17 protein-coding genes and 6 tRNA genes are annotated in these 24043 nt (G+C 40.3%); 15 read left to right on the top strand and 8 right to left on the bottom strand.

Features of this window, described 5'->3' with window-relative positions; genetic code table 11:
- Positions 1–30 precede the first annotated feature (30 nt).
- A tRNA-Pro gene (locus L5B90_RS05280) sits at positions 31–107 on the top strand.
- A gap of 25 nt (positions 108–132) precedes the next feature.
- Positions 133–209 (top strand) — tRNA-Arg (locus tag L5B90_RS05285).
- Between the two features lie 269 nt (positions 210–478).
- Here the strand turns inward: L5B90_RS05285 and groL are convergent.
- Together groL and L5B90_RS05295 are read right to left on the bottom strand one after the other, a co-directional pair.
- Positions 479–2122: a chaperonin GroEL gene (gene groL, locus L5B90_RS05290; protein WP_265762332.1), complete on the bottom strand. Its 1644-nt coding sequence runs from the start codon at positions 2120–2122 to the stop codon at positions 479–481.
- A gap of 72 nt (positions 2123–2194) precedes the next feature.
- The gene (locus L5B90_RS05295; protein WP_250351521.1) at positions 2195–2485 is read right to left on the bottom strand and encodes a co-chaperone GroES; all 291 of its coding nucleotides are present in this window, start codon (positions 2483–2485) and stop codon (positions 2195–2197) included.
- A 319-nt stretch (positions 2486–2804) separates the two neighbouring features.
- Between L5B90_RS05295 and L5B90_RS05300 the strand changes: the two genes are divergently transcribed.
- From L5B90_RS05300 to L5B90_RS05310, 3 genes are read left to right on the top strand one after another with little or no spacing between them, the layout of a single operon-like run.
- Positions 2805–3815 (top strand): Fe(3+) ABC transporter substrate-binding protein, encoded by a 1011-nt coding sequence (locus L5B90_RS05300; RefSeq protein ID WP_250351520.1) that lies wholly within the window; start codon positions 2805–2807, stop codon positions 3813–3815.
- Between the two features lie 56 nt (positions 3816–3871).
- Positions 3872–5533 (top strand): ABC transporter permease, encoded by a 1662-nt coding sequence (locus tag L5B90_RS05305; RefSeq protein ID WP_265762333.1) that lies wholly within the window; start codon positions 3872–3874, stop codon positions 5531–5533.
- A complete protein-coding gene (locus L5B90_RS05310; RefSeq protein ID WP_265762334.1) occupies positions 5530–6555 on the top strand; it encodes an ABC transporter ATP-binding protein in 1026 nt (341 codons plus the stop codon). The genes L5B90_RS05305 and L5B90_RS05310 overlap by 4 nt, the downstream gene beginning before the upstream one ends.
- A gap of 74 nt (positions 6556–6629) precedes the next feature.
- Here L5B90_RS05310 and L5B90_RS05315 read toward each other — a convergent pair.
- Together L5B90_RS05315 and gltX are read right to left on the bottom strand one after the other, a co-directional pair.
- Positions 6630–6705: transfer RNA gene (locus L5B90_RS05315), tRNA-Ala, on the bottom strand.
- A 78-nt stretch (positions 6706–6783) separates the two neighbouring features.
- A complete protein-coding gene (gene gltX / locus L5B90_RS05320; RefSeq protein WP_250364027.1) occupies positions 6784–8226 on the bottom strand; it encodes a glutamate--tRNA ligase in 1443 nt (480 codons plus the stop codon).
- Positions 8227–8399: 173 nt separating this feature from the next.
- Between gltX and L5B90_RS05325 the strand changes: the two genes are divergently transcribed.
- From L5B90_RS05325 to L5B90_RS05335, 3 genes are all read left to right on the top strand, one after another.
- Positions 8400–8475: transfer RNA gene (locus L5B90_RS05325), tRNA-Val, on the top strand.
- A 39-nt stretch (positions 8476–8514) separates the two neighbouring features.
- A tRNA-Val gene (locus L5B90_RS05330) sits at positions 8515–8590 on the top strand.
- Between the two features lie 66 nt (positions 8591–8656).
- Positions 8657–8732 (top strand) — tRNA-Val (locus L5B90_RS05335).
- A 140-nt stretch (positions 8733–8872) separates the two neighbouring features.
- Here the strand turns inward: L5B90_RS05335 and mreD are convergent.
- The 4 genes from mreD to uvrA form a co-directional block, all read right to left on the bottom strand.
- Positions 8873–9361, bottom strand: coding sequence for a rod shape-determining protein MreD (gene mreD, locus L5B90_RS05340; protein WP_250351516.1), 489 nt, complete (start codon positions 9359–9361; stop codon positions 8873–8875).
- A complete protein-coding gene (gene mreC, locus L5B90_RS05345; RefSeq protein WP_265762335.1) occupies positions 9361–10407 on the bottom strand; it encodes a rod shape-determining protein MreC in 1047 nt (348 codons plus the stop codon). The genes mreD and mreC overlap by 1 nt, the downstream gene beginning before the upstream one ends.
- Before the next feature lie 80 nt (positions 10408–10487).
- Entirely contained in the window at positions 10488–11534 is a 1047-nt protein-coding gene (locus L5B90_RS05350) for a rod shape-determining protein (protein ID WP_265762336.1), read from the bottom strand.
- Positions 11535–11681: 147 nt separating this feature from the next.
- A complete protein-coding gene (gene uvrA, locus L5B90_RS05355) occupies positions 11682–14510 on the bottom strand; it encodes an excinuclease ABC subunit UvrA (protein WP_250364025.1) in 2829 nt (942 codons plus the stop codon).
- A gap of 172 nt (positions 14511–14682) precedes the next feature.
- Between uvrA and L5B90_RS05360 the strand changes: the two genes are divergently transcribed.
- The 7 genes from L5B90_RS05360 (at position 14683) to L5B90_RS05390 (ending at position 24007) form a co-directional block, all read left to right on the top strand.
- On the top strand, positions 14683–15198 hold the full coding sequence (locus L5B90_RS05360; protein WP_250364024.1) for a single-stranded DNA-binding protein: 516 nt from the start codon (positions 14683–14685) through the stop codon (positions 15196–15198).
- A 331-nt stretch (positions 15199–15529) separates the two neighbouring features.
- Entirely contained in the window at positions 15530–17401 is a 1872-nt protein-coding gene (locus L5B90_RS05365; RefSeq protein ID WP_265762337.1) for a PTS mannitol transporter subunit IICBA, read from the top strand.
- A 68-nt stretch (positions 17402–17469) separates the two neighbouring features.
- Positions 17470–18621: a mannitol-1-phosphate 5-dehydrogenase gene (locus tag L5B90_RS05370; protein WP_265762339.1), complete on the top strand. Its 1152-nt coding sequence runs from the start codon at positions 17470–17472 to the stop codon at positions 18619–18621.
- A 44-nt stretch (positions 18622–18665) separates the two neighbouring features.
- Entirely contained in the window at positions 18666–19175 is a 510-nt protein-coding gene (locus tag L5B90_RS05375) for an MltR family transcriptional regulator (protein WP_250351509.1), read from the top strand.
- A gap of 117 nt (positions 19176–19292) precedes the next feature.
- Positions 19293–19940 carry a hypothetical protein gene (locus tag L5B90_RS05380; protein WP_265762340.1) on the top strand — a complete coding sequence of 216 codons (648 nt, stop codon included), beginning with the start codon at positions 19293–19295 and terminating at the stop codon, positions 19938–19940.
- Positions 19941–20381: 441 nt separating this feature from the next.
- Positions 20382–23249 (top strand): DNA polymerase I, encoded by a 2868-nt coding sequence (gene polA, locus L5B90_RS05385; RefSeq protein ID WP_265762341.1) that lies wholly within the window; start codon positions 20382–20384, stop codon positions 23247–23249.
- Positions 23250–23356: 107 nt separating this feature from the next.
- The gene (locus L5B90_RS05390) at positions 23357–24007 is read left to right on the top strand and encodes an IS1595 family transposase (RefSeq protein ID WP_265762342.1); all 651 of its coding nucleotides are present in this window, start codon (positions 23357–23359) and stop codon (positions 24005–24007) included.
- Positions 24008–24043 lie beyond the last annotated feature (36 nt).

Consider the following 24043-nt stretch of genomic DNA (forward strand, 5'->3'; position numbering starts at 1 on the left):
AAAAGCATTTTATAATTACCGCCATCTTGTCGGCGAGTAGCGCAGCTTGGTAGCGCAACTGGTTTGGGACCAGTGGGTCGTAGGTTCAAATCCTATCTCGCCGACCACTTCTTTTATATATCCATTTGAAATGCGCCCTTAGCTCAGCTGGATAGAGCAACGGCCTTCTAAGCCGTAGGTCATTGGTTCGAATCCAATAGGGCGTGCCATTATGTTATTTTCCCTTGTGAATTCTTGTTAATTCCTATTTCTTATCAAGTATTTAATAAAAAATACATCCTAATGAAAACGAGAGGAAATCTATATCATTTTCCATATAAAATAATCCGTACTGATTTTTTATACTGATGATTTTCGCTCTAACTTATTAGTCTAACTACAAAAAATCCCCATAGCGAAAACTACGGAGATTTTGCAGTAGAAATTTAAAAATAAGAAAAATTTCTACCGCTCTTTGAAAATAAGGATGTGGGAGGAATTACATCATACCGCCCATTCCCCCCATACCGCCCATTCCGGCGCCTAGGTCAGCTTTCTCTTCTTTAGGAATCTCTGTTACCATCGCTTCAGTGGTAATCATTAATCCCGCGATAGAAGCGGCAAATTGAAGTGCTGAACGTGTTACTTTAGTTGGATCTAAGATACCCATTTCAAGCATATCACCATATTGCTCAGAACCGGCATTATAACCAAAGTTTCCTTCGCCAGATTTCACCGCACTTGCCACAACAGAGGCTTCTTCACCTGCATTGGTAACAATTTGGCGTAATGGCGCTTCCATTGCACGTAAAGCTAGTTTGATCCCGACGTTTTGCTCTTCATTATCACCTTTTAAGTTTGCGGCTACTTTGCTTGCTGCACGAATTAAAGCAACACCACCACCAGCGACAATTCCTTCTTCTACCGCTGCGCGGGTTGCGTGTAAGGCATCTTCAACGCGATCTTTTTTCTCTTTCATTTCAACTTCGGTTGCTGCACCCACTTTAATTACTGCCACGCCACCAGCTAATTTCGCTACGCGCTCTTGTAATTTTTCTTTGTCATAATCAGAAGTACTTTCTTCAATTTGCTGACGAATTTGTGCAACGCGTCCTTTAATTTGCGCTTCTTCACCTACCCCGTCAATAATGGTCGTGTTGTCTTTATTGATCACCACACGTTTTGCTTGACCTAAATCTTCTAAGGTTGCTTTTTCTAACTCCATACCGATTTCTTCAGAAATTACGGTACCTGCCGTTAAAATGGCAATATCTTGTAACATTGCTTTACGGCGATCACCAAAGCCCGGCGCTTTTACTGCGGCGACTTTCACGATACCACGCATGGTATTTACCACTAATGTTGCAAGCGCTTCTCCTTCTACATCTTCTGCAATGATAAGTAACGGCTTACCAGCTTTTGCTACCGCTTCTAATACAGGTAATAATTCACGAATATTAGAGATTTTTTTATCCACTAAAAGAATAAATGGGTTATCAAATTCTACCGTTGCAGCTTCAGGTTTATTGATAAAGTATGGAGAAAGGTAACCACGATCAAATTGCATTCCTTCCACGACAGCAAGCTCATCTTCTAAGCCCGTGCCGTCTTCAACGGTAATCACGCCTTCTTTACCCACTTTTTCCATTGCTTCAGCAATTAATTTCCCTACGACATTATCTGAGTTCGCAGAAATCGTACCAACTTGCTCAATTTCTTTTGAGCTTTCGCACGGTTTAGAAAGGGCTTTTAATTCAGTCACAACTGCATTAACCGCTTTATCAATACCACGTTTTAAATCCATTGGGTTCATTCCTGCAGCCACGGCTTTTAACCCTTCATTCACGATCGCTTGGGCTAAGACCGTTGCGGTTGTGGTACCGTCTCCTGCCGCATCATTCGCTTTAGACGCCACTTCTTTCACCATTTGTGCGCCCATATTTTCAAATTTATCTTCTAATTCGATTTCACGAGCCACAGAAACACCATCTTTTGTGATCGTTGGCGCACCAAAGGCTTTATCTAAAATTACATTACGACCTTTTGGCCCTAGCGTTACTTTCACTGCATCTGCAAGAATGTTTACGCCGTTAAGCATTTTTACACGTGCATCATTACTAAATTTAACGTCTTTTGCTGCCATTTTTTTTATTCCTTCTTAATAATAAATTGAGAGAAAAATGCGGTAAAAAAGCACCGCACTTTTTTATTTTGATTATTCAACGATGGCTAAAATATCGCTTTCAGAAATGATTAACACTTCTTCGCCATCAATTTTTTCTGCTTTTACGCCATAGCCATCATTAAAAATAATGGTATCGCCTACTTTGACATCTAAAGGGAGTACTGTGCCATTTTCTAAAATACGTCCTTTCCCCACTGCAAGCACTTTTGCACGGGTAGATTTTGTTGCCGCAGAACCGGTTAATACGATTCCGCCCGCAGATAAGGTTTCAATTTCTTCACGTTTGATGATCACACGATCGTGTAATGGACGAATATTCATTGTTATTTCCTTTTTACGTTGATGTTTAAAAAAAGTATTGCAAATATGGGGGAGTTTTTTTGCGCTTTCAAGAGCGTAATCAAATTTTTTTATCCAAGAGTAAACATCAAATCAAAGAAAATGAGAATAATTTTTATTTACTTCATTATTTTTTTATGTAAAATCAAGCACAGCTAGAAGGAATTTTAGCGAAACAACATCACTTGAATATGAAATCTGTTTTTTTGTCATACCAAAGAAAAATTCGTTTGGAAAGAGTGCGGTCTAAAAAGCAGGAAAATTTCAAACACCCATCTATTTTAACCACGGAGAACGTGAAATGAAAAAAACATTATCAGCGATTGCATTATGCACCACATTTGCCACCTCAGCGTTGGCTGCCAATGAAGTCAATGTTTATTCTTATCGTCAGCCTTACTTAATTGAGCCTATTTTAAAGCAGTTTGAAAAAGAAACGGGCGTAAAAGTGAATTTTATTTTTGCTGATAAAGGGCTGGTTGAGCGTGTGAAACGTGAAGGCGAGCTTAGCCCGGCTGATGTGCTATTAACAGTGGATATTAGTCGTGTTATGGAAATTGTTAATGCTGGATTAGCGCAACCGATTCATTCTACAACGTTAGAGAAAAATATTCCTGCTCGTTTCCGTGATAGTCAAGATAGATGGTTTGCTTTAACCAGCCGTGCGAGAGTGATCTATTCTTCAAAAGATCGTGTTGGCAAATTACCACCGAGCTTTACTTATTATGATTTAGCCAAACCTGAATTAAAAGGCAAAGTGTGTGTGCGTTCTGGCAAACATTCTTATAATGTTTCGTTAATTGCGTCATTGATTGCCCACGATGGCGTAGAAAAAGCCAAAGCGTTCTTAACGGGATTAAAAGCAAACTTGGCACAAAAACCACAAGGCGGTGACCGCGATCAAGTGAAAGCAATTAAAGAGGGCGTGTGCGATTATTCATTAGGCAATAGCTATTATTACGGCAAAATGCTAGAAGATGAAAAACAAAAAAGCTGGGCAGAAGCGGCTTATATTAACTATCCAAACCAAGAAACCGTGGGAACACATATGAATATCAGCGGTGTGGTTGTCGCAAAATATGCCCCAAATAAAGCAAATGCGGTTAAATTAGTCGAATATTTAAGCGGTGATCAAGCACAACATCTCTACGCAGAGCTAAATCACGAATATCCAGTAAAACCTTCTGTAGAAAAATCAAAATTGGTACAGTCTTGGGGCGAATTTAAGCAAGATGACTTACCATTAGAGAAAATTGCAGAAAACTATGAAAACGCATTGAAATTAATCGATGAAGTAAAATTTGACCTATAATAGGCCTAATCTAGGCTAGCCTATCCCATACAGGGTAGGCTAGTTTTATTTTGATTATGGATAATTTCACACAACATAAAAAATTTTTCGCAAAAAGCACCGCACTTATCATATTGTTAGGGGTATTGGGGTTTTTCTTGCTTCCAATTATCGCTCTGCTATCTTCGGCATTTGGCAGTTCACTGCACAGTTTACAACATTTATGGCAAACAGTGTTTACCGACTATTTAGTTAATTCCCTAAGCCTAGTGGTGGGGACAACAGCCTTAAGCTTATGCTTTGCCTTACCTTGTGCATTTTTGGTTTCGCGTTATCATTTTATTGGTAAAACCTTGTTACAGTGGTTGCTTTGCCTCCCACTTGCCATTCCAGCGTATTTATCAGCCTATCTTTATACCGATTTTTTAGACTATCCCGGTATTGTGCAACAAAGTTTACGCACTTGGTTTGATTGGCAAACCAAGCAAGATTATTGGTTTCCTTCCATTCGTAGTCTAGGCGGTGCTTGTTTTATTTTGGCATTGTCTTTATATCCTTATATTTTCTTATTGGTAAGAATGGCATTAATGGAGCAAGGCGATAATTTACAACAAAGCGCAAAATTGCTAGGGGCAAGTCGCTGGCGGGTGTTTTACAAAATTACCTTTGCCTTAATCCGCCCTGCTATTGCGGTGGGTTGTGCCTTAGTTGCAATGGAAACCTTAGGCGATTTTGGTACGGTCGCATTCTTTGCGATTCCTTCACTTACCACCGCTATTTATGATACTTGGCTCGGCTTTGGTGATTTACAAGCGGCAGCGCAAATTTCGCTTTTTATGCTAGGGCTATTGGTGCTATTTATCAGTATTGAACGTTACGCTCGTCGCCAACAACGCTATTATCAACGAACAGGGCAGCGCCCGATCCAAACGCAACAGCTCAACGGATTAGGTTGGGGATTACTGTTATTTAGCATTATCTTGATTATTCTTGCCTTTTTTATCCCACTCTTTCAACTCAGCTATTGGTCTATCATCTATTTTGAGCAAGCGTGGACGGCTGATTTCTGGCAATATAGCCAGAACAGCTTACTGGTTTCTGGACTGGCAATGATCATTTGCGTATGTTTAGCGTTATTAATGCACTTTTGGGCAAGATTAACCCCCGTGCCGTTGGCAAAACTGGCAGTACGCTTTTCTGCACTAGGCTATGCCATTCCCGGTACGGTACTTGCAATCGGCTTGTTAATTCCTTTTACCTTTGCCGATCATCAACTTAATCAATGGTTAAAATGGCTAGATTTACCAATGCTTGGTTTAGTGTTTTCAGGCTCGCTTTTCGCGCTTGTCTCTGCTTATGTCATTCGCTTTTCGGCAATGGCATTAGGCAGTTTAGAAACGAGCCTGAACCAAATACCCCCTTCTTTAGAAATGGCAGGCAGAATGTTAGGCTATAAATCGTGGGGAATCTGGCGAAAAATCCATTTACCTCTTATGCATAAAGGCATTTTTACCGCATTATTGCTGGTTTTTATTGAAAGTATGAAAGAACTCAATGCTTCTTTATTATTGCGCCCGTTTAATTTTGATACGCTCGCCACCCACGTTTTCACCTTTACTTCAGATGAACAGCTTGAACGTGCCGCGTTGCCTGCATTAATACTGATTTTAGTTGGGATAATTCCCGTATTAATTTTAACTCGCGCTTTACTGCAATCAGGGAAAAAACAGAATAAATGAAGATGTTAGATATTACCCATTTAACTTGTTGCTATAACAATCAACCTATTTTACAAGATCTTAATTTATCTATTGAAAATGATGATATTGTCTGTTTACTTGGCGCAAGCGGTTGCGGAAAAACGACCTTACTCAAAGCTATCGCAGGATTGCTCCCACTCAGTGCAGGAACGCTTCGCTTGCAAGGTAAAGATATTGGCTATCTTGAGGCAAATCAACGAGAAATAGGCTTGATCTTTCAAGATTATGCACTTTTCCCTCACTTAACCGTAGCAGAAAATATTCTGTTTGGCTTACATCAACGCAATAAAAATGAGCAAATAAAAACCTTGCAAAAAATGACCGCACTTGTGCATTTGCAAGGTTTGGAAAAACGCTATCCACACGAGCTTTCAGGCGGGCAACAACAGCGTGTCGCCATTGCTCGTGCGTTAGCTTGTCAGCCAAAACTGTTATTACTAGACGAACCTTTTTCTAACATTGATAGCCAAGTTCGTCATCAAATGATCGAAGAAATTCGCACTATTCTCAAACAGCAGCATATTCCTGCCATTTTTGTAACACACAGCAAAGAAGAGGCATTTCTATTTGCTGATAAATTAGCGCTAATGAACCAAGGAAAAATCTGTCAAGTTGGGTCACCCAGCACACTTTACCAGCAACCAAACAGTCCTTTTGTGGCTAATTTCTTGGGCGAAATGAATTATTTGCCTTGTCAGCCTATTGATGAACAGCATTACCAATCCCTACTTGGCGTGCATTTATGTACAAATCATCAATTACAACAAAAGCCGAGTTATCTTGCGATCCGTCCAGAACAGTTACAATTACGCTTAGTGGATGATCTCAAACAAGCCAACGGCATTATCCGCCAGAAGCGTTTTTTAGGGGCTTATTATAAATATCACGTAGAAATCTCTGGCGTGCAATTGATCATTACAAGCCAGCAATCTTTACCCTTAACGGGGCGGGTTCAGGTATTCTATGAGAAAGAAACTGGCGTCATCTTTGCTGAAAAATAATATATTGAAAATTGAAGTATTATTTAGCGTATAAAAAGCAAAAGCCTTGAAATTTCTTTCAAGGCTTTAAAATCTGGTGGAGATAATCGGGATCGAACCGACGACCTCTTGAATGCCATTCAAGCGCTCTCCCAACTGAGCTATATCCCCTTAATGCTGAGCTATGATAATTAGCAGAATGAATGCTGTCAATATTAAATTTGTTGCATTCATTCGCTAGATTAAATATTAAGCGTTTTGTGCTTGAATAAAATCGATGGCTTTTTGAATACGTGCCAATGAACGTTCGCGACCGATACCCACAAGGGTGATATCCATTGAAGGGGATTGTCCTGCTCCTGTAACGGCAACACGTAATGGCATACCCACTTTACCCATTCCTACCCCCAACACTTCCGCTGTTTGCTCAATGGCTTGGTGAATTGGTTCAGCTGTCCATTGAGGAAGTGCGGTCAATTTTTCTTTTACTTTTTCAAGTGCATCAATCGCACCAGATTTAAAGTGTTTTTTCACCGCACTTTCATCAAAATGATCAAACTCTTCAAAGAAGTAACGGCTTGCACTTGCCATTTCTTTCAATGTTTTACAACGCTCACCAAGCATAACGACAATATCACTTAATGCAGGACCATTGCTGGTATCAATGCCTTGCTGTTGATAATGCCAAGCAAGGTGTTTAGCAACATATTCAGGCGGTAATTCACGAATATAGTGATGATTTAGCCACAAGAGTTTTTCCGTATTGAATGCACTTGCAGATTTACTCACTTGAGTTAATTCAAACAGCTTGATCATTTCTTCTACAGAGAAAATTTCTTGATCGCCATGCCCCCAACCTAAACGAACCAAATAATTGAGTAAGGCTTCCGGTAAAAAACCCTCATCACGATATTGCATAACACTCACTGCCCCGTGGCGTTTTGATAATTTTTGTCCATCATCACCTAAAATCATAGAAACGTGTGCATAAGTTGGAATTGGCGCGCCTAATGCTTTTAATATGTTAATTTGACGTGGGGTGTTATTAATATGATCTTCACCACGCACAACGTGTGTGATACCCATATCCCAGTCATCAATCACAACACAGAAGTTATAGGTTGGTGAACCATCGGTACGGCGGATAATTAAATCATCAAGTTCGCGATTGTTAATTTCAATACGTCCGCGCACCGCATCATCAAATACGACAGAACCTTCTTGTGGGTTTTTGAAACGTACAACGTGAGGTGCATCGGGATTCTCAGGTGCGTGATGTAAGCAATACCCATCATAACGTGGTTTTTCTTTATTTTTCTCTTGCTCATTGCGTAAATGTTCTAAACGTTCTTTAGAGCAATAACAACGATAAGCCAAACCTTGCTCAAGCATTTGATCAATGACTTGATTATAACGATCAAAACGTTTTGTTTGGTAATATGGCCCATGCTCCCAAGCTAAATTTAACCATTCCATTCCTTCTAAGATTGCTTGTGTTGCTTCAGGTGTAGAACGTTCTAAATCAGTATCTTCAATGCGTAATACAAATTCACCTTGGTTATGTTTTGCAAATAACCAAGAATATAATGCCGTTCTTGCTCCTCCAACGTGCAGATAACCCGTTGGGCTAGGAGCAAAGCGAGTACGAACTTTCACAGAGGGATCTAAAGTAAATAAGGGTTCAGCTTTCATTTTATAACCTTGTTCGATAGAAAAAATTAAATCGGCGGTATTGTACTATGAGTTATCCGAATTCACGATAAAAAAAGAAAATTTATGTCTATTTTTACAACACTTAGACAAAAATAACTAAAAATGTATTGACTGTATGTTGAGAATACTTATAATGCCAACCCACAACACAAGGGCGATTAGCTCAGTTGGGAGAGCACCTCCCTTACAAGGAGGGGGTCACTGGTTCGAGACCGGTATCGCCCACCACTTTTTTAAGGACTTGTGTTGTAATGCTTAAACTCACGTGGGCGATTAGCTCAGTTGGGAGAGCACCTCCCTTACAAGGAGGGGGTCACTGGTTCGAGACCGGTATCGCCCACCACTCAAGTTTAAGTTCCCATTTAACTTTTGCAAAGTTAAATCCGATAGCTAGAAATAGCATTCTGTCGGGCGATTAGCTCAGTTGGGAGAGCACCTCCCTTACAAGGAGGGGGTCACTGGTTCGAGACCGGTATCGCCCACCACTTTATTCAAAACTAAAATATTTATTATTTCTCTACAGTATTTTCATTAAAAAATAAAAAAATCTCTTTTAATTTGGTTTATCAATTAAGTTTACCCAATATCAAAAGAGACAAAAATCATTTCTTATTTATTGATGATATTATTCAATATGTAATTGCTTTGCTACTTTTCGTAATAACAAGAATATCCAAGGCCATAATACCCCGCTCGTCATAGCACCAAAGATCTCTTGCCAATTAAAATCCGCACTATGTAAGAATAATTCAACAATAAAAATACCTATTCTTACGCTAAAAACAGCGAAAATAACAAATATCCCCTGCATCCATAACGATAGGTTACGAATTAATATACTATTCACCGCTAATAAATAAGCAAAAACAGAAAGCACTAATGCGTGAATACCTAAGGTTGAGCCAAGTACAAGATCCCAAGCAATCCCCATACAAAATGCCGTGCCTACACTAATTTTTGCAGGCATTGCTAAAATCCAATAAGTTAAAACGAGCAATAACCAAGCAGGCTTGAAATGATGTAAACTGCTTGGCCAAGGCGCAATTTCTAACACCATTGCAACTAAAAAGGTGGATACAATAAATAATAATTGTAAAAAAGCACGACCTTGCATTAATCTTCCTCTCGATAATGTTGCAATTCAGGCTCAACAGGTTCAGAAGGCATTTCCATTTGTTCCGTATGGATGTCCTCTAGCGTTGGCGTTGATGGTTTTTCTTCTGGTTCTTCAGTCGTCATCAATGGCGGTAGAATGTCTTGCTTTTTCTGTGTTTCAAGACGCTGGCGAACGGCTTTACGCACTTCTTCTGGTGTACTTGAATTGACTTTACGCATATCTTCATTAGTCGGCCATAAAAGCAAGACATAACGTAAGCGCTCGAGCGATGCAAGCGGCTTTGCGGTGATCGTGGCAAAATAATTTTTTCCATCGCGCGATACATTTTCTACAATCGCAACAGGATATCCTTCAAGAAAACGTCCTCCTAATCCTGAAGTAACCAAGAGATCACCTTTCACAATATCCACTGAACGTGGCACATTGTCTAAAGTAAGTTCATCGCTGTGTCCCGTACCACTTGCGATCACGCGCACATCATTACGTAGCACTTGTACTGGAATAGAATGCGTTACATCAGTGAGCAATAACACGCGGCTTGTATGACTTCCCACAGAAATAATTTGCCCAACGACACCTTTTTCATCAATAACCGGTTGCCCAACATAAGCACCATCATTTTCTCCTTGGTTAATGACCACTTGCTGGCGATAAACATCTGTTTCTGCAGTTAAGACCTCAGCAATTTTTTTGTATTCGTCTGTGCGTAATGGGGAATTTAGCAATAAACGTAAGCGTTGATTTTCTACTTTGAGTTGATCCAAGAGTAATAAATCGGCATTTTTTTCGCGAAGTTGTTCTCTTAGCACTTTATTTTCGATTTGTAATTTGTTGGTATCAACAAGATTGTAAGACACGCCGTCTAGCACCGTTCTTGGTGTGTTGGCAAGATAATAAACGCTACCAATCGCCGTTTCCATTATGCTACGTGCCTTTATCATCGTATTGGTTTGTCCATCAAATAAAATAAGCACGATAGAAGCTATCACGGCAAAAATTAAACGGATGCCAAGATAGGGGGCTTTTCCAAAGATCGGTTTCATTAATATCACTCAGAAAGAAGTGCGGTCAAATTTTTAGCATTTTTTGACCGCACTTTTATAAACATTTATAACATTGGAAATTAAATGTCATCACTGAAAATATCAGCACCGTGCATATCTAATGCTTCACCACCACCGCGTGCGACACAGGTAAGTGGATCGTCTGCCACAATAACTGGTACACCCGTTTCTTTTGATAATAACACATCAATATTGCGTAATAACGCACCACCACCAGTTAGCACAATGCCACGTTCAAAGATATCGGCTGCGTGTTCTGGTTGGCATTCTTCAAGTGCGGTACGCACTGCGGCAACAATACCATTTAATGGCTGTTGAATTGCCTCTAAGACATCACGCGAGTTTAAGGTAAAGGTTCTTGGCGCACCTTCTGAAAGGTTATGACCGTGAACTTCTAGCTCTTTAATTTCATCGCCTTCTTGAATATAAGCAGTACCAATTTCTTCTTTGATACGCTCTGCTGTCGGCTCACCAATAATGGATCCAAAGGTACGACGCACATAAGCAATAATTGCTTCATCAAAACGGTCGCCACCAATACGCACAGAAGAAGAATACACAATACCGTTTAAAGAAATCACCGCAACTTCTGTGGTACCACCACCAATATCGATAACCATTGAACCCGTTGCTGTAGAAACTGGCAATTTCGCGCCGATTGCAGCAGCCATAGGCTCTTCAATTAAATACACTTCGCGTGCGCCCGCACCTAAGGCAGATTCCTTAATCGCTCGGCGTTCAACTTGGGTTGCACCAGCAGGTACGCAGACTAACACCCGTGGACTTGGGCGCATAAAATTTCCGCTATGTACTTGCTTAATAAAATACTGCAACATTTTTTCGGTTACCGAGAAATCCGCGATAACCCCATCTTTCATCGGACGAATGGCTAAAATACTTTTCGGTGTGCGCCCAAGCATTAATTTTGCTTCTTTTCCTACCGCTGCAATACTTTTCATTGAACCTGCACGCCCTTGACGAATTGCAACCACAGAAGGTTCGTTTAGCACAATGCCCTGCCCTTTCACATAAATCAACGTGTTGGCTGTACCTAAATCAATAGAAAGATCATTGGAGAATAAACCACGAATTTTTTTAAATAGCATAAGAATTCCGTTAAAATCACTGTATAAAAAACACTCACATTTAAGTGTGAGAAAAATTGTGCTAAATGTATCAAAAAATCAACATTGATGATAGAAGTTTTTATACAATTCTGCCTAAAAAATTACCGCACTTTGATTTCAGCCCGTTTATTTTTCAAGGATTTGTTTCAAGAACCGCGCAGTATGAGAACCTTTCACTTTTGCGACTTGCTCTGGCGTGCCAGTGGCAATGATTTCACCACCGCCACTTCCCCCTTCAGGCCCAAGATCAACAATCCAATCTGCGGTTTTAATCACATCTAAATTATGCTCAATCACCACAATGGTATTACCCTGATCACGCAAGCGATGTAGCACTTCGAGGAGCTGTTTAATATCAGCAAAATGTAAGCCTGTTGTCGGTTCATCAAGAATATATAAGGTTTTTCCCGTATCTCGTTTTGACAACTCCGTGGCGAGTTTCACTCGTTGCGCCTCCCCACCTGACAATGTTGTGGACGATTGCCCAAGGCGAATATAAGAAAGTCCAACATCCATTAATGTCTGTAATTTACGTGCAATTTGTGGAATCGCATCAAAAAACTCTCGTGCTTCTTCAACAGTCATATCAAGCACTTGATTAATCGTTTTTCCTTTATAACGAATTTCTAATGTTTCACGATTATAACGTTTTCCTTTACATTGATCGCAAGGCACATAAACATCAGGCAAGAAGTGCATTTCTACTTTGATTACCCCATCCCCTTGGCACGCCTCGCAACGTCCACCACGCACATTGAAACTAAAGCGTCCCGGATTATAACCACGTGCGCGTGATTCTGGCACGCCCGCAAATAATTCACGAATTGGCGTGAATAATCCGGTGTAAGTTGCGGGATTGGAACGTGGCGTGCGTCCAATCGGGCTTTGATCAATATCAATGACTTTATCAAAGAATTCTAACCCTTGAATAGATTTGTAAGGGGCGGCTTGTGCGTTTTCTGCACGGTTTAACGCACTCTGCGCAAGTGGGAATAAGGTGTCATTAATCAGGGTAGATTTACCTGAACCTGATACCCCTGTGATACAAGTAAATAATCCGACAGGTATATCTAAATTGACGTTTTTCAGATTATTGCCTGATGCCCCTTTGAGTTTTAATATTTTCGCTTTATCAAGTGCGGTGCGTTTTTTAGGAATTTCTATTTTTTCTTTTCCCGACAAGAATTTTCCAGTTAAAGAATGTGGGTTTTGCATAATTTCTTTTGCTGTGCCTTGTGCAACCACATTACCGCCATGCACACCCGCTCCCGGTCCAATATCAATGATATGATCCGCCGCTAAAATTGCATCTTCATCGTGTTCAACCACAATGACAGTATTGCCTAGATTTCTTAGATGAATCAACGTGTTAAGCAAGCGTTCATTATCACGTTGATGTAACCCAATAGAGGGTTCATCAAGCACATACATCACCCCCACCAAGCCTGCGCCAATTTGACTAGCAAGACGAATACGCTGTGCTTCACCGCCAGAAAGGGTTTCTGCCGAGCGGGAAAGAGACAGATAATTTAGCCCCACATTCACCAAAAATTGTAACCGCTCTTTAATTTCTTTTAGGATTTTGTCAGCAATTTGCGCGCGCTGTCCGCTTAGAGTTAGGCTATCCACAAAATTAAACGCTTCGCCGATGCTTTTTTCTGAAACTTCAGGCAAATTCGTTTCACCGATAAACACATTGCGAGCTTCAGGGCGTAAACGCGAGCCACCGCAATCCTTACAAGGGCGGGTGCTGATATTTTTCGCCAATTCTTCACGCACAGACATTGATTCGGTTTCCTTGTAACGGCGTGCCATATTATTGAGAATGCCTTCAAAACTATGACGGCGTAATACCACATCGCCACGGTCATTCATATATTGGAATTCAATTTCTTCTTTACCTGAACCGTGCAAAATAATGTGCTGAATTTTTTTCGGTAAATCTTCAAAAGGGCTTTCTACATCAAAGCCATAATGTTTGGCGAGCGAAGTGAGCATTTGGTAATAATAGAAATTACGGCGATCCCAGCCTTTAATCGCCCCCCCTGCTAAGGAAATAGTTGGATTTTGTACCACCCGTTTTTCATCAAAATATTGTTGAACGCCTAAACCGTCGCAAGTAGGACAAGCCCCCGCTGGGTTATTAAAAGAGAATAAACGAGGTTCTAATTCTGGCACAGAATAACCACAATACGGGCAAGCAAAATTGGCTGAAAAAAGCAATTCTTCCCCTTGCGGTTCATCCATATTTGCCACCACTGCCGTGCCACCAGAAAGCTCTAATGCTGTCTCAAAGGATTCAGCTAAACGCGTTGCCAAATCTGGACGAACTTTAAAACGATCCACCACCACTTCAATAGTATGTTTTTTCTGCAATTCCAATTTAGGTGGATCGGATAAATCACAAATTTCGCCATCAATTCTGGCTCGAATATAACCTTGCGCAGCAATATGCTCCAAAATTTTAATATGCTCCCCTTTGCGATCTTTTACCACTGGAGCAAGTAACATCATTCGGCTTTCTTCAGGCAACGCCAACACTTTATCCACCATTTGGCTAATGGTTTGTGCCGCCAAAGGAATATGATGATTTGGACAGCGCGGTTCCCCAACGCGGGCAAATAATAAACGCAAATAATCGTGAATTTCCGTGATTGTTCCCACCGTAGAACGTGGGTTATGCGACGTGGATTTCTGTTCAATGGAAATGGCTGGAGATAGCCCTTCAATATGATCCACATCTGGCTTTTCCATTAGCGATAAAAACTGGCGCGCATAAGCAGAAAGGGATTCCACATAACGGCGCTGCCCCTCAGCATAAAGGGTATCAAATGCGAGGGAAGATTTTCCCGAACCAGAAAGCCCTGTAATCACAATCAATTTATCACGCGGAATAGTCAAATTAATATTTTTTAAATTATGGGTTCTCGCCCCACGTACATCTATTTTTTCCATAATCTTTTAGTCTGTTCAAGCAATTTAAGGTGATTTTGCGATCATTATCGCATAATCTGAAATAACTGTGCAAATATCCAGTTGATTTGCATTGAATTAATAGCTTTTTATTTTTTTTTAAGGCAAAATAGCAAAAATTTTTACCGCACTTAATAATCAGACAGAGGAATTTATGGCTGGAGTAAACAAAGTTATTATCGTAGGAAACCTTGGAAATGATCCTGAAGTTCGCACAATGCCAAATGGTGAAGCTGTTGCAAACATTAGCGTAGCCACCAGTGAGAGCTGGATGGACAAGAATACTGGCGAACGTCGTGAAATCACTGAATGGCATCGCATTGTCTTTTATCGTCGTCAAGCTGAGATCGCAGGAGAATATTTACGAAAAGGGTCAAAAGTGTATGTGGAAGGACGCTTAAGAACCCGTAAATGGCAAGATCAAAATGGACAAGATCGTTACACCACTGAGATTCAAGGTGATGTGCTACAAATGTTAGATAGCCGCGCAGAACGTGGGCAAGGTGGCTATGCGCCACAAGGCGGGGGTTACCAACAACAAAGTGGCAACCAATACGCCCCTCAAGGAACACAACCAACATATCCATCATCAAAACCAACGCAGCAACCAACGCCAGCACCTCAGCCAGCGATTGATGATATGCAATTAGATGATGATATTCCATTCTAACCCTTTCCAAACTGCTTGGTCATTGCCAAGCAGTTTTGTATTGCTTTCTAAAATCTCAACATCACATTTTTACTGTTTTATCTTTCCTGCCACACTGATAGAAGTCGCGCCTTTCTATACATTTTTTATCTTATGTATGTGATATAGATCACATAAAATTTCATTCAAATAAAATTATGTGATCTACATCACATTTTGATTTTATATACCTAAAAATATCTTGTGATCTACTTCACATTTTTAAACTTAAAAATTTGGGCTTTAATTTTCGCTTTGCTATGCTTTCGTTCATTAAATGGACACAACTTAGCTCAATACTAATGAGGTTAATATGTTATCAGCAAATGCAAAACTTAAAGTCCAAAGCTTTGGACGCTTTTTATCAAATATGGTTATGCCGAATATCGGGGCATTTATCGCTTGGGGATTTATCACCGCCCTTTTTATTCCAACAGGTTGGTTTCCAAATGAAACGCTCGGCAAACTTGTTGGGCCGATGATTACCTATTTATTACCCTTATTAATTGGTTATACTGGGGGGAAATTAGTCGGTGGCGATCGCGGTGCCGTTGTGGGCGCAATTACCACTGCTGGGGTCATCATTGGTACAGATATTCCAATGTTCCTGGGTGCAATGATCGCCGGGCCAACAGGTGGTTGGGCAATTAAGCATTTTGACCGTTGGGCTGATGGTAAAATTAAAAGTGGTTTTGAAATGTTAGTGAATAATTTTTCATCTGGCATTATCGGTATGCTACTTGCCATTTTGTTCTTCTTGGTTGTAGGCCCAGCAGTAAAAATACTTTCTACTACCTTAGCGGCTGGCGTTGATGTGCTTGTTCAAGCCCATTTATTACCATTAACCTCTATTTTTGTTGAACCCGCGAAAATTCTTTTCTTAAATAATGCGATTAATCACGGTATTTTCTCACCACTGGGTATTCAACAATCACAAGAACTTGGACAATCTATTTTCTTCTTAATTGAAGCAAATCCGGGCCCGGGTTTAGGCGTATTATTAGCCTATATTCTGTTTGGTAAAGGTTCTGCAAAACAAACAGCAGGGGGCGCCGCGGTTATCCACTTCTTTGGTGGTATTCACGAAATTTATTTCCCTTATGTGTTAATGAATCCACGTTTATTAATTGCCGTTATCGCAGGGGGAATGACTGGGGTGTTCACGCTGGTGTTATTTCACGCAGGCCTCATCGCCCCTGCCTCACCGGGTTCAATCATTGCTGTATTGGCGATGACACCTTCACATTCTATCTTTGGCGTACTTTGTTCGGTGGCATTAGCAACTGTTGTGTCTTTCATCATTGCTGCGTTCTTCCTAAAAATCCAAAAAGAAGATACTTCAGATAAATTAGCAGAAGCACAAGCGGCTTCAAAAGCAATGAAAGGTGGTGTAGCACAGCCAATCACTGATTATAAAGGCTTACAAAAAATCTTCGTTTCTTGCGATGCAGGTATGGGATCAAGCGCGATGGGTGCAAGTATGCTACGCAAAAAAGTAAATGATGCAGGCTTGCCAATTGAGGTGGCGAACTGTGCAATCAATGACTTGCCAGATAATGCAAGATTAGTCATTACGCACCAAGACTTAACGCTACGCGCACAAAAACAAGTACCAAATGCAATGCACTTGTCTCTTACCAATTTCTTAGATAATAAATTCTATGATAATTTGGTGAATGAATTAAAAGCGCATTTCGCTGAAGCGGCTTCAAAACCCACAGACAGTGCAGAAGTCGCAGAAATGAATGGGGCAACCTTCAACTTAAGTGCGGATCAAATTTTCTTAGGATTAAAAGCAGAAAATAAACAAGACGCCATTCGTTTTGCCGGTGAACAACTAGTAAAAGCAGGCTTTGTGTTACCAAGTTATGTCGATGCAATGTTTGAACGTGAAGAATTAGTTTCCACTTACTTAGGTGAGGGGCTAGCGGTTCCGCACGGCACGGTTGATGCAAAAGACGCCGTATTAAAAACGGGTATCGTGGTATGTCAATATCCTGAAGGGGTACGCTTCACGGAGGAAGAAGATGGCATCGCTAAATTAGTCATCGGTATTGCCGCTCGCAACAATGAACACATTCAAGTGCTGACGGCAATCACGAATGCATTAGATAGTGAAGAAGCGATTGCCACACTGACCTCTACAACAAATGTAGAAGATGTGTTAGCGTTACTCAAATCTTAAAGTGCGGTATAAAATGGCATCGTTTTTTACGATGTCATTTCTCATTATAAACGTTATTGGAGAAAAAAATGAAAGCATTACATTTTGGCGCAGGTAATATTGGACGAGGATTTATCGGCAAATTACTTGCTGATAGCGGTATTGAGGTGGTTTTTGCTGATGTAAATGACGACGTTATCCGTTTATTACAAACACAAAAAAGCTACAACGTTAAAGTGGTGGGCGAAAAGGTTAATCGTATTGAACAAGTGTCCAACGTAACCGGCGTTAATTCAAAAGATGAAAATGCACTGATTGAACGCTTTAAGCAAGTGGATTTGGTCACCACAGCAGTTGGTCCAAATGTGCTAAAAATTATTGCCAGCACCCTTGCCAAAGGATTAATTGCTCGCATTGAAGCAGGTAATACCCAACCACTAAATATTATTGCTTGTGAGAATATGGTGCGTGGCACAACCTTCTTAAAAGAACAGGTTTTTCAATATTTAGATGAAAATCAACAGCAACAGGTTGAGGCATTAGTCGGTTTTGTTGATAGTGCAGTGGATCGTATTGTACCGCCTGTGCAAGCCAACCCTGCCGATCCCCTTTTAGTCACAGTAGAAGAATTTAGTGAATGGATTGTGGATAAAACGCAATTTAAAGGCACAATCCCACAAATTGCTGGAATGGAACAAACCGATAATCTTATGGCGTTTGTAGAACGTAAATTATTCACGCTAAACACAGGACACGCCGTTACCGCCTATTACGGCAAGTTAAAAGGCTACCAATTTGTCAAAGAAAGCATTGAAGATCCGACGGTACGCGCTTTTGTTAAAGCCGTTATGGAAGAAAGTGGTGCCGTATTAATTAAACGCTATGATTTCGATCCGCAAGCTCACGCCGCTTATATCGAAAAAATCCTAGCTCGTTTCGCCAATCCTTATTTAGTGGACGATGTAGATCGCGTAGGACGTGAGCCATTACGAAAACTCAGTTATAATGATCGCCTAATTAAACCATTGCGTGGCACATTAGAATACCAATTGCCACACCAATATTTGGTACAAGCCGTGGCTACCGCATTATGCTATCGCAATGACAACGATCCGCAAGCACAAACGTTAGCACAATCGTTAACACAAAATGGCGTGATCAATACCTTAAAACAATATACTGAATTACAAGATAATGCCGTGATTGAACAAATTGCACAAGCCTATCAAGCACTTGTGTAAGCTGTCTTCCCATTATCTGTATCAATCACATTAGGAAGGTATCATTGGACGATCCTATTTACGAAAAACTCACCGAAGCCACCTCTATTCGTGGCTTTATTACCGCCAGCGTTGCACTTTTTGATGAGGCGGTGGACAGCTTAATCAATCGTGTATTCCGCAAAACGGATTTTGCGGTCAAATCGGTGGTGGACTCCCTATTTATGACGTCAGGCCCCCTTTTTGATCTTTCCATTCGCTTAAAAGTGCTACTTGGGCTTGGCGTCATTGAGCATAAGATTTTTGAAGATATTAATGCCTTTATCAAATTTAAAGAAACATTAAACAACGATGAAAAAGAACATCGTTTTTTCGATCCACTGATTATTGAATTTGTACAACACTTACATTTACAGCAAGACAAAAACTTACTTAATTTTCCTGATGATAAAGAAGATCCAAATTCTCTCAGCTATCAAATCAAAACCCAACGTAAAGAAAAATTAGTACGCTCTTGCTTAATGCTCACCATTAATGCGATTTACGAACATTTACAGGTGGAAAGCCCGTTGTAAAAATTGATAAAAAAGCACCGCACTTACTTTATTTATCTAATAATTTGAGTATAAAAAATACAGTAATATTTTATCTCTTTATAAAACATTATAGACCTGATATAAGGATGAAAAATAATGGAATTAATTCAGCTATTTACTTCTAGTTTAAATAAAGGAGAATACTTTACCACTATCATCATTACATTAATCGGATTAATTCTCTTATTTAGACCTTTATTTGAATATTTTCTAATTCTTCGAGAAATGAAATTCAAGGATCTTGATTATGCAATTTCTATCTTAGATAAAGAAAGGTATCCTGACTTAGAGAGATTTTTAAAAGAACAACAACTTGAATGGATATTGTATCGCTTAACAAAAATTAGGGGAAATCTTAATTTTTTAAGGAAATTTATTGCATTTCATAATTTTATTCAAAAGAAATATACATTTAATCAGGTAGCAAAATCTGCTAAGTATTTTAAATTACAAGAAGGTTCGCTTGTTTTATCGATCAAAAAAGCAGAAAAATTTGATGTCTGTATTAATGTACTTTACTTTTTTATATTAACTTTCTTCGGTATATATTTTATATACTATGGCTTTTCAAATCTTGAACATAATCTCAAAAATGCAGCGATCATCCTCTTTACTGGATTTTTTTATTTCTTTATATCTCTATTTTTCGCCCTACAGGTACAACCTTACCTAATAGCATTAAAACTCAAACGCGATCTTGAACAATTTAATCTTACGCAAGAAGCTATAACTAAACTTAGGTAAATATCATACCACCTAAAAAATGTATCAATACAATAAATCCTGTATTTTTTCACTTATTTTTAATTTTAGACTATTTCTTTTCAATAGAATATCAGATTTCTACCCATTGTTTTGTGCTTTTTTATACTTTACAGGAAAGCGGCTCTGAGCTTAAGGCTAACATTGGATAATTTAGCAGCTTTTTATAGATGATACCTAACGCCATAAGGCAAAATTTTATGATGTTTAAATAAAATTTAACTATATACTGATCGGCTGATACCATATTATTATCACTCACTCTCTTTTATTGACACACTCATCATTTATTACTGTGACAGAAAGATCTTAATTCCAATAAGCTTTTCCTTTCTTTTAATCCTAGTCGTAATAAAAATGCAAAAAACATCTCTATTTCCGCTATAATATCCCCCATTTTTCATCACAGTTATCGAGAATCTTATGGCTAAAATTGCAGAAAACCCACTTGTGTTAGTTGATGGGTCATCTTATTTATATCGTGCGTTTCACGCCTTTCCACCACTTACCAATTCCCTTGGCGAGCCAACGGGGGCGATGTATGGCGTGTTGAATATGCTGAAAAGTTTGATTGCACAGGTGCAGCCGAGCCATATTGCGGTGGTGTTTGATGCCAAAGGAAAAACTTTCCGTGATGAATTATTTGAGCAATATAAATCGCACCGTCCGCCAATGCCAGATGATTTGCGCAAACAAATTCAGCCATTGCACGCCATTATCAAAGCCCTTGGCATTCCGCTTTTGTCCATTGAGGGGGTGGAAGCAGATGATGTTATCGGTACACTGGCGGTGCAAGCCTCCCAAGCGGGCAAGAAAGTCCTCATTAGCACGGGAGATAAAGATATGGCGCAGTTGGTGGACGATAATATTATGCTCATCAACACAATGAATAACAGCCTGCTTGACCGTGAGGGCGTGATTGAAAAATACGGCATTCCCCCTGAGTTAATTATTGATTATTTAGCCTTGATGGGCGATAGTGCAGATAATATCCCCGGTGTGGCTGGCGTAGGCGAAAAGACCGCGCTCGGCTTGTTGCAGGGCATTGGTAGTATGGCAGAAATTTATGCTAATTTGGAAAAAGTTGCTGAATTGCCCATTCGTGGCGCAAAAAAATTAGGTGAGAAACTACTTGCCGCGAAAGCGGATGCAGATTTGTCCTATATTCTCGCGACAATCAAAACAGATGTGCCATTAGCCGTGAAGCCAGAGGCACTCACACTTGGGCAAAATCAGCGTGATGAATTAGTGGAATATTTCGCCCGCTATGAATTTAAGCGTTGGCTTAATGAAGTCATAGAGGGGGAAAGCGGTTTAACCAAAGGCGATTTGCAAAGCGCTAAATTTGCAACACCCATAACACAAAATGAAAATAAGGTGAAAAGTGCGGTGCAAAATTCGGTAAAAATAGACCGCACTTTATATGAAACCGTGGATAACCAAGCCAAGCTCGATGAATGGCTCAATAAAATACAGCGCGCCAACCTCATTGCAGTGGATACGGAAACGGATAATTTAGATGTGATGCAAGCGAACTTGGTGGGCATTTCTTTTGCCTTAGAAAGTGGCGAGGCGTGCTATATCCCTCTTGATCATTTGCACGAAGTGGCGTGCGAAAGCCAATCACAAGGGGATTTGTTTGACGAGTCGGCACAAGCTAGCGAAACCTATTTTGCGCGTGTACCGAACCAATTGGACAAACAACAATGTTTGCAAGCACTTAAACCGTTATTAGAAAATCCACAGATTGAAAAAGTGGGACAAAATATTAAATACGATCTTAGCGTATTCGCGAATCACGGCATTCACTTACAAGGTGTGCGTTTTGACACAATGTTGGAATCCTATGTGCTAAATAGCACAGGGCGGCACAATATGGATGAGCTTGCCAAACGCTATTTGGATCACCAAACCATTGAATTTGAAGCCATTGCAGGCAAGGGCAAAAAGCAGCTTACCTTTGATAAAATTGTTATTGCACAAGCCAGTGAATATGCGGCGGAAGATGCCGACATCACAATGAAATTGCATCAAACTTTATGGCCAGAATTGGCGAAAACGGAAAGTTTGGTGACGTTATTTGATGACATCGAAATGCCATTAGTGGGCGTGTTATCACGTATTGAACGCAATGGTGTCTTAGTGGATAGCCAAATCTTACTTGCCCAATCGCAAGAAATTAGCGAAAAATTGACCGCACTTGAAAGTCAAGTGCATCAAGCTGCTGGGGAAACCTTCAACCTTGCGTCCACCAAACAATTGCAAGAAATCTTGTTTGAAAAATTGAATCTGCCAATTATCGCAAAAACGCCAAAAGGCGCGCCTTCCACCAATGAAGAAGTGTTAGAAGAGCTGGCTCAACAAGGGCATATTGTGCCGAAATTACTCATTGAACACCGTGGTTTAGCGAAGTTGAAATCCACTTATACGGATAAACTTCCGCAGATGATCAATCCGCGCACTGGGCGAATTCACACCTCCTATCATCAAGCCGTAACGGCAACGGGGCGATTGTCCTCCAGCGATCCAAACTTGCAGAATATTCCCATTCGTAATGAAGAAGGACGCCGTATTCGTCAAGCCTTTATTGCACGTGAAGGGTACAAAATTATCGCCGCAGATTATTCTCAAATTGAACTGCGTATAATGGCACATTTATCCCAAGATAAAGGGTTGATCAGTGCATTCCAGCAAGGCAAGGATATTCACCGCTCCACCGCCGCAGAGATTTTTGGTGTGCCACTTGATGACGTAACGAGCGAACAACGTCGCAGCGCAAAAGCCATTAACTTTGGGCTAATTTATGGAATGAGTGCGTTTGGGCTTTCCCGTCAGCTTGGCATTGCGCGTGGCGATGCACAAAAATATATGGATTTGTATTTCCAACGCTATCCAGATGTGCAAACCTTTATGACTGATATTCGCGAAAAAGCCAAACAGCAAGGCTATGTGGAAACCTTGTTCGGACGCCGTTTATATCTGCCTGAAATTCAATCCAGCAACGCAATGCGCAGAAAAGGGGCGGAACGCGTGGCAATCAATGCCCCAATGCAAGGCACAGCCGCGGATATTATTAAACGCGCGATGATCGCCATTGACCACGCCATCAATCAAGATCCAAATATTGCGATGATTATGCAAGTTCACGATGAATTGGTGTTTGAAGTGAAAGAAGAACATATCACACGTTACAGCACGCTAATCCAATCTTTAATGGAAAACGCCGCTGATCTTGTTGTACCGTTAATTGTCGATGTCGGCGTGGGCGAAAACTGGGACGAAGCCCATTAATTCGCGTTAATGCGTATGCAGTTAGAAACAAAGTGCGGTGAAAAATATTTATTTTTGGGGCTGTCCTAGATAACGACTAAAAACTCTATTTAGGTTAAAATGACCAAATGAGAAAAAGTCGCTTAAGTCAGCATAAACAAAATAAACTCATTGGGCTGTTTGTCGCAGGTGTTACTGCAAGAACAGCAGCTGAGCGAGTAAATGTAAACAAAACGACAGCAGCGTATTACTTTCATCGCTTGCGATTACTTATATATCAAAACAGCTCCCATTTGGAAATGTTCGATGGCGAAATTGAAGCCGATGAAAGCTATTTCGGTGGCATTCGCAAAGGCAAACGAGGGCGAGGTGCAGCAGGTAAAACGGCTGTATTTGGGCTTTTAAAGCGCAATGGTAAGGTTTACACCGTCGCGGTGCCAAATACTCAATCTGCGACATTGTTGCCAATCATTCGTGAGCAAGTAAAGCCTGATAGTCTTGTTTACACTGATTTCTACCGAAGTTATGATGTACTTGACGTGAGTGAATTTAACCATTTTCGTATCAATCACAGTACACACTTTGCAGAAAAACAAAATCACATTAACGGAATTGAGAACTTTTGGAATCAGGCGAAACGCCATTTACGCAAGTTTAACGGTATTCCTAAAGCTCATTTTGAGCTTTATTTGAAGGAATGCGAATGGCGTTTTAATAACAGTAACTTAAAATCTCAAATTTCTATTTTAAAACAATTAGTTAAAGGGAATTTAGCCTAGTTATCTAGGACAGCCCCTTTATTTTTTCCACCGCAC

The organism is Avibacterium sp. 20-129 (assembly GCF_026226845.1).
Taxonomy (GTDB): domain Bacteria; phylum Pseudomonadota; class Gammaproteobacteria; order Enterobacterales; family Pasteurellaceae; genus Avibacterium.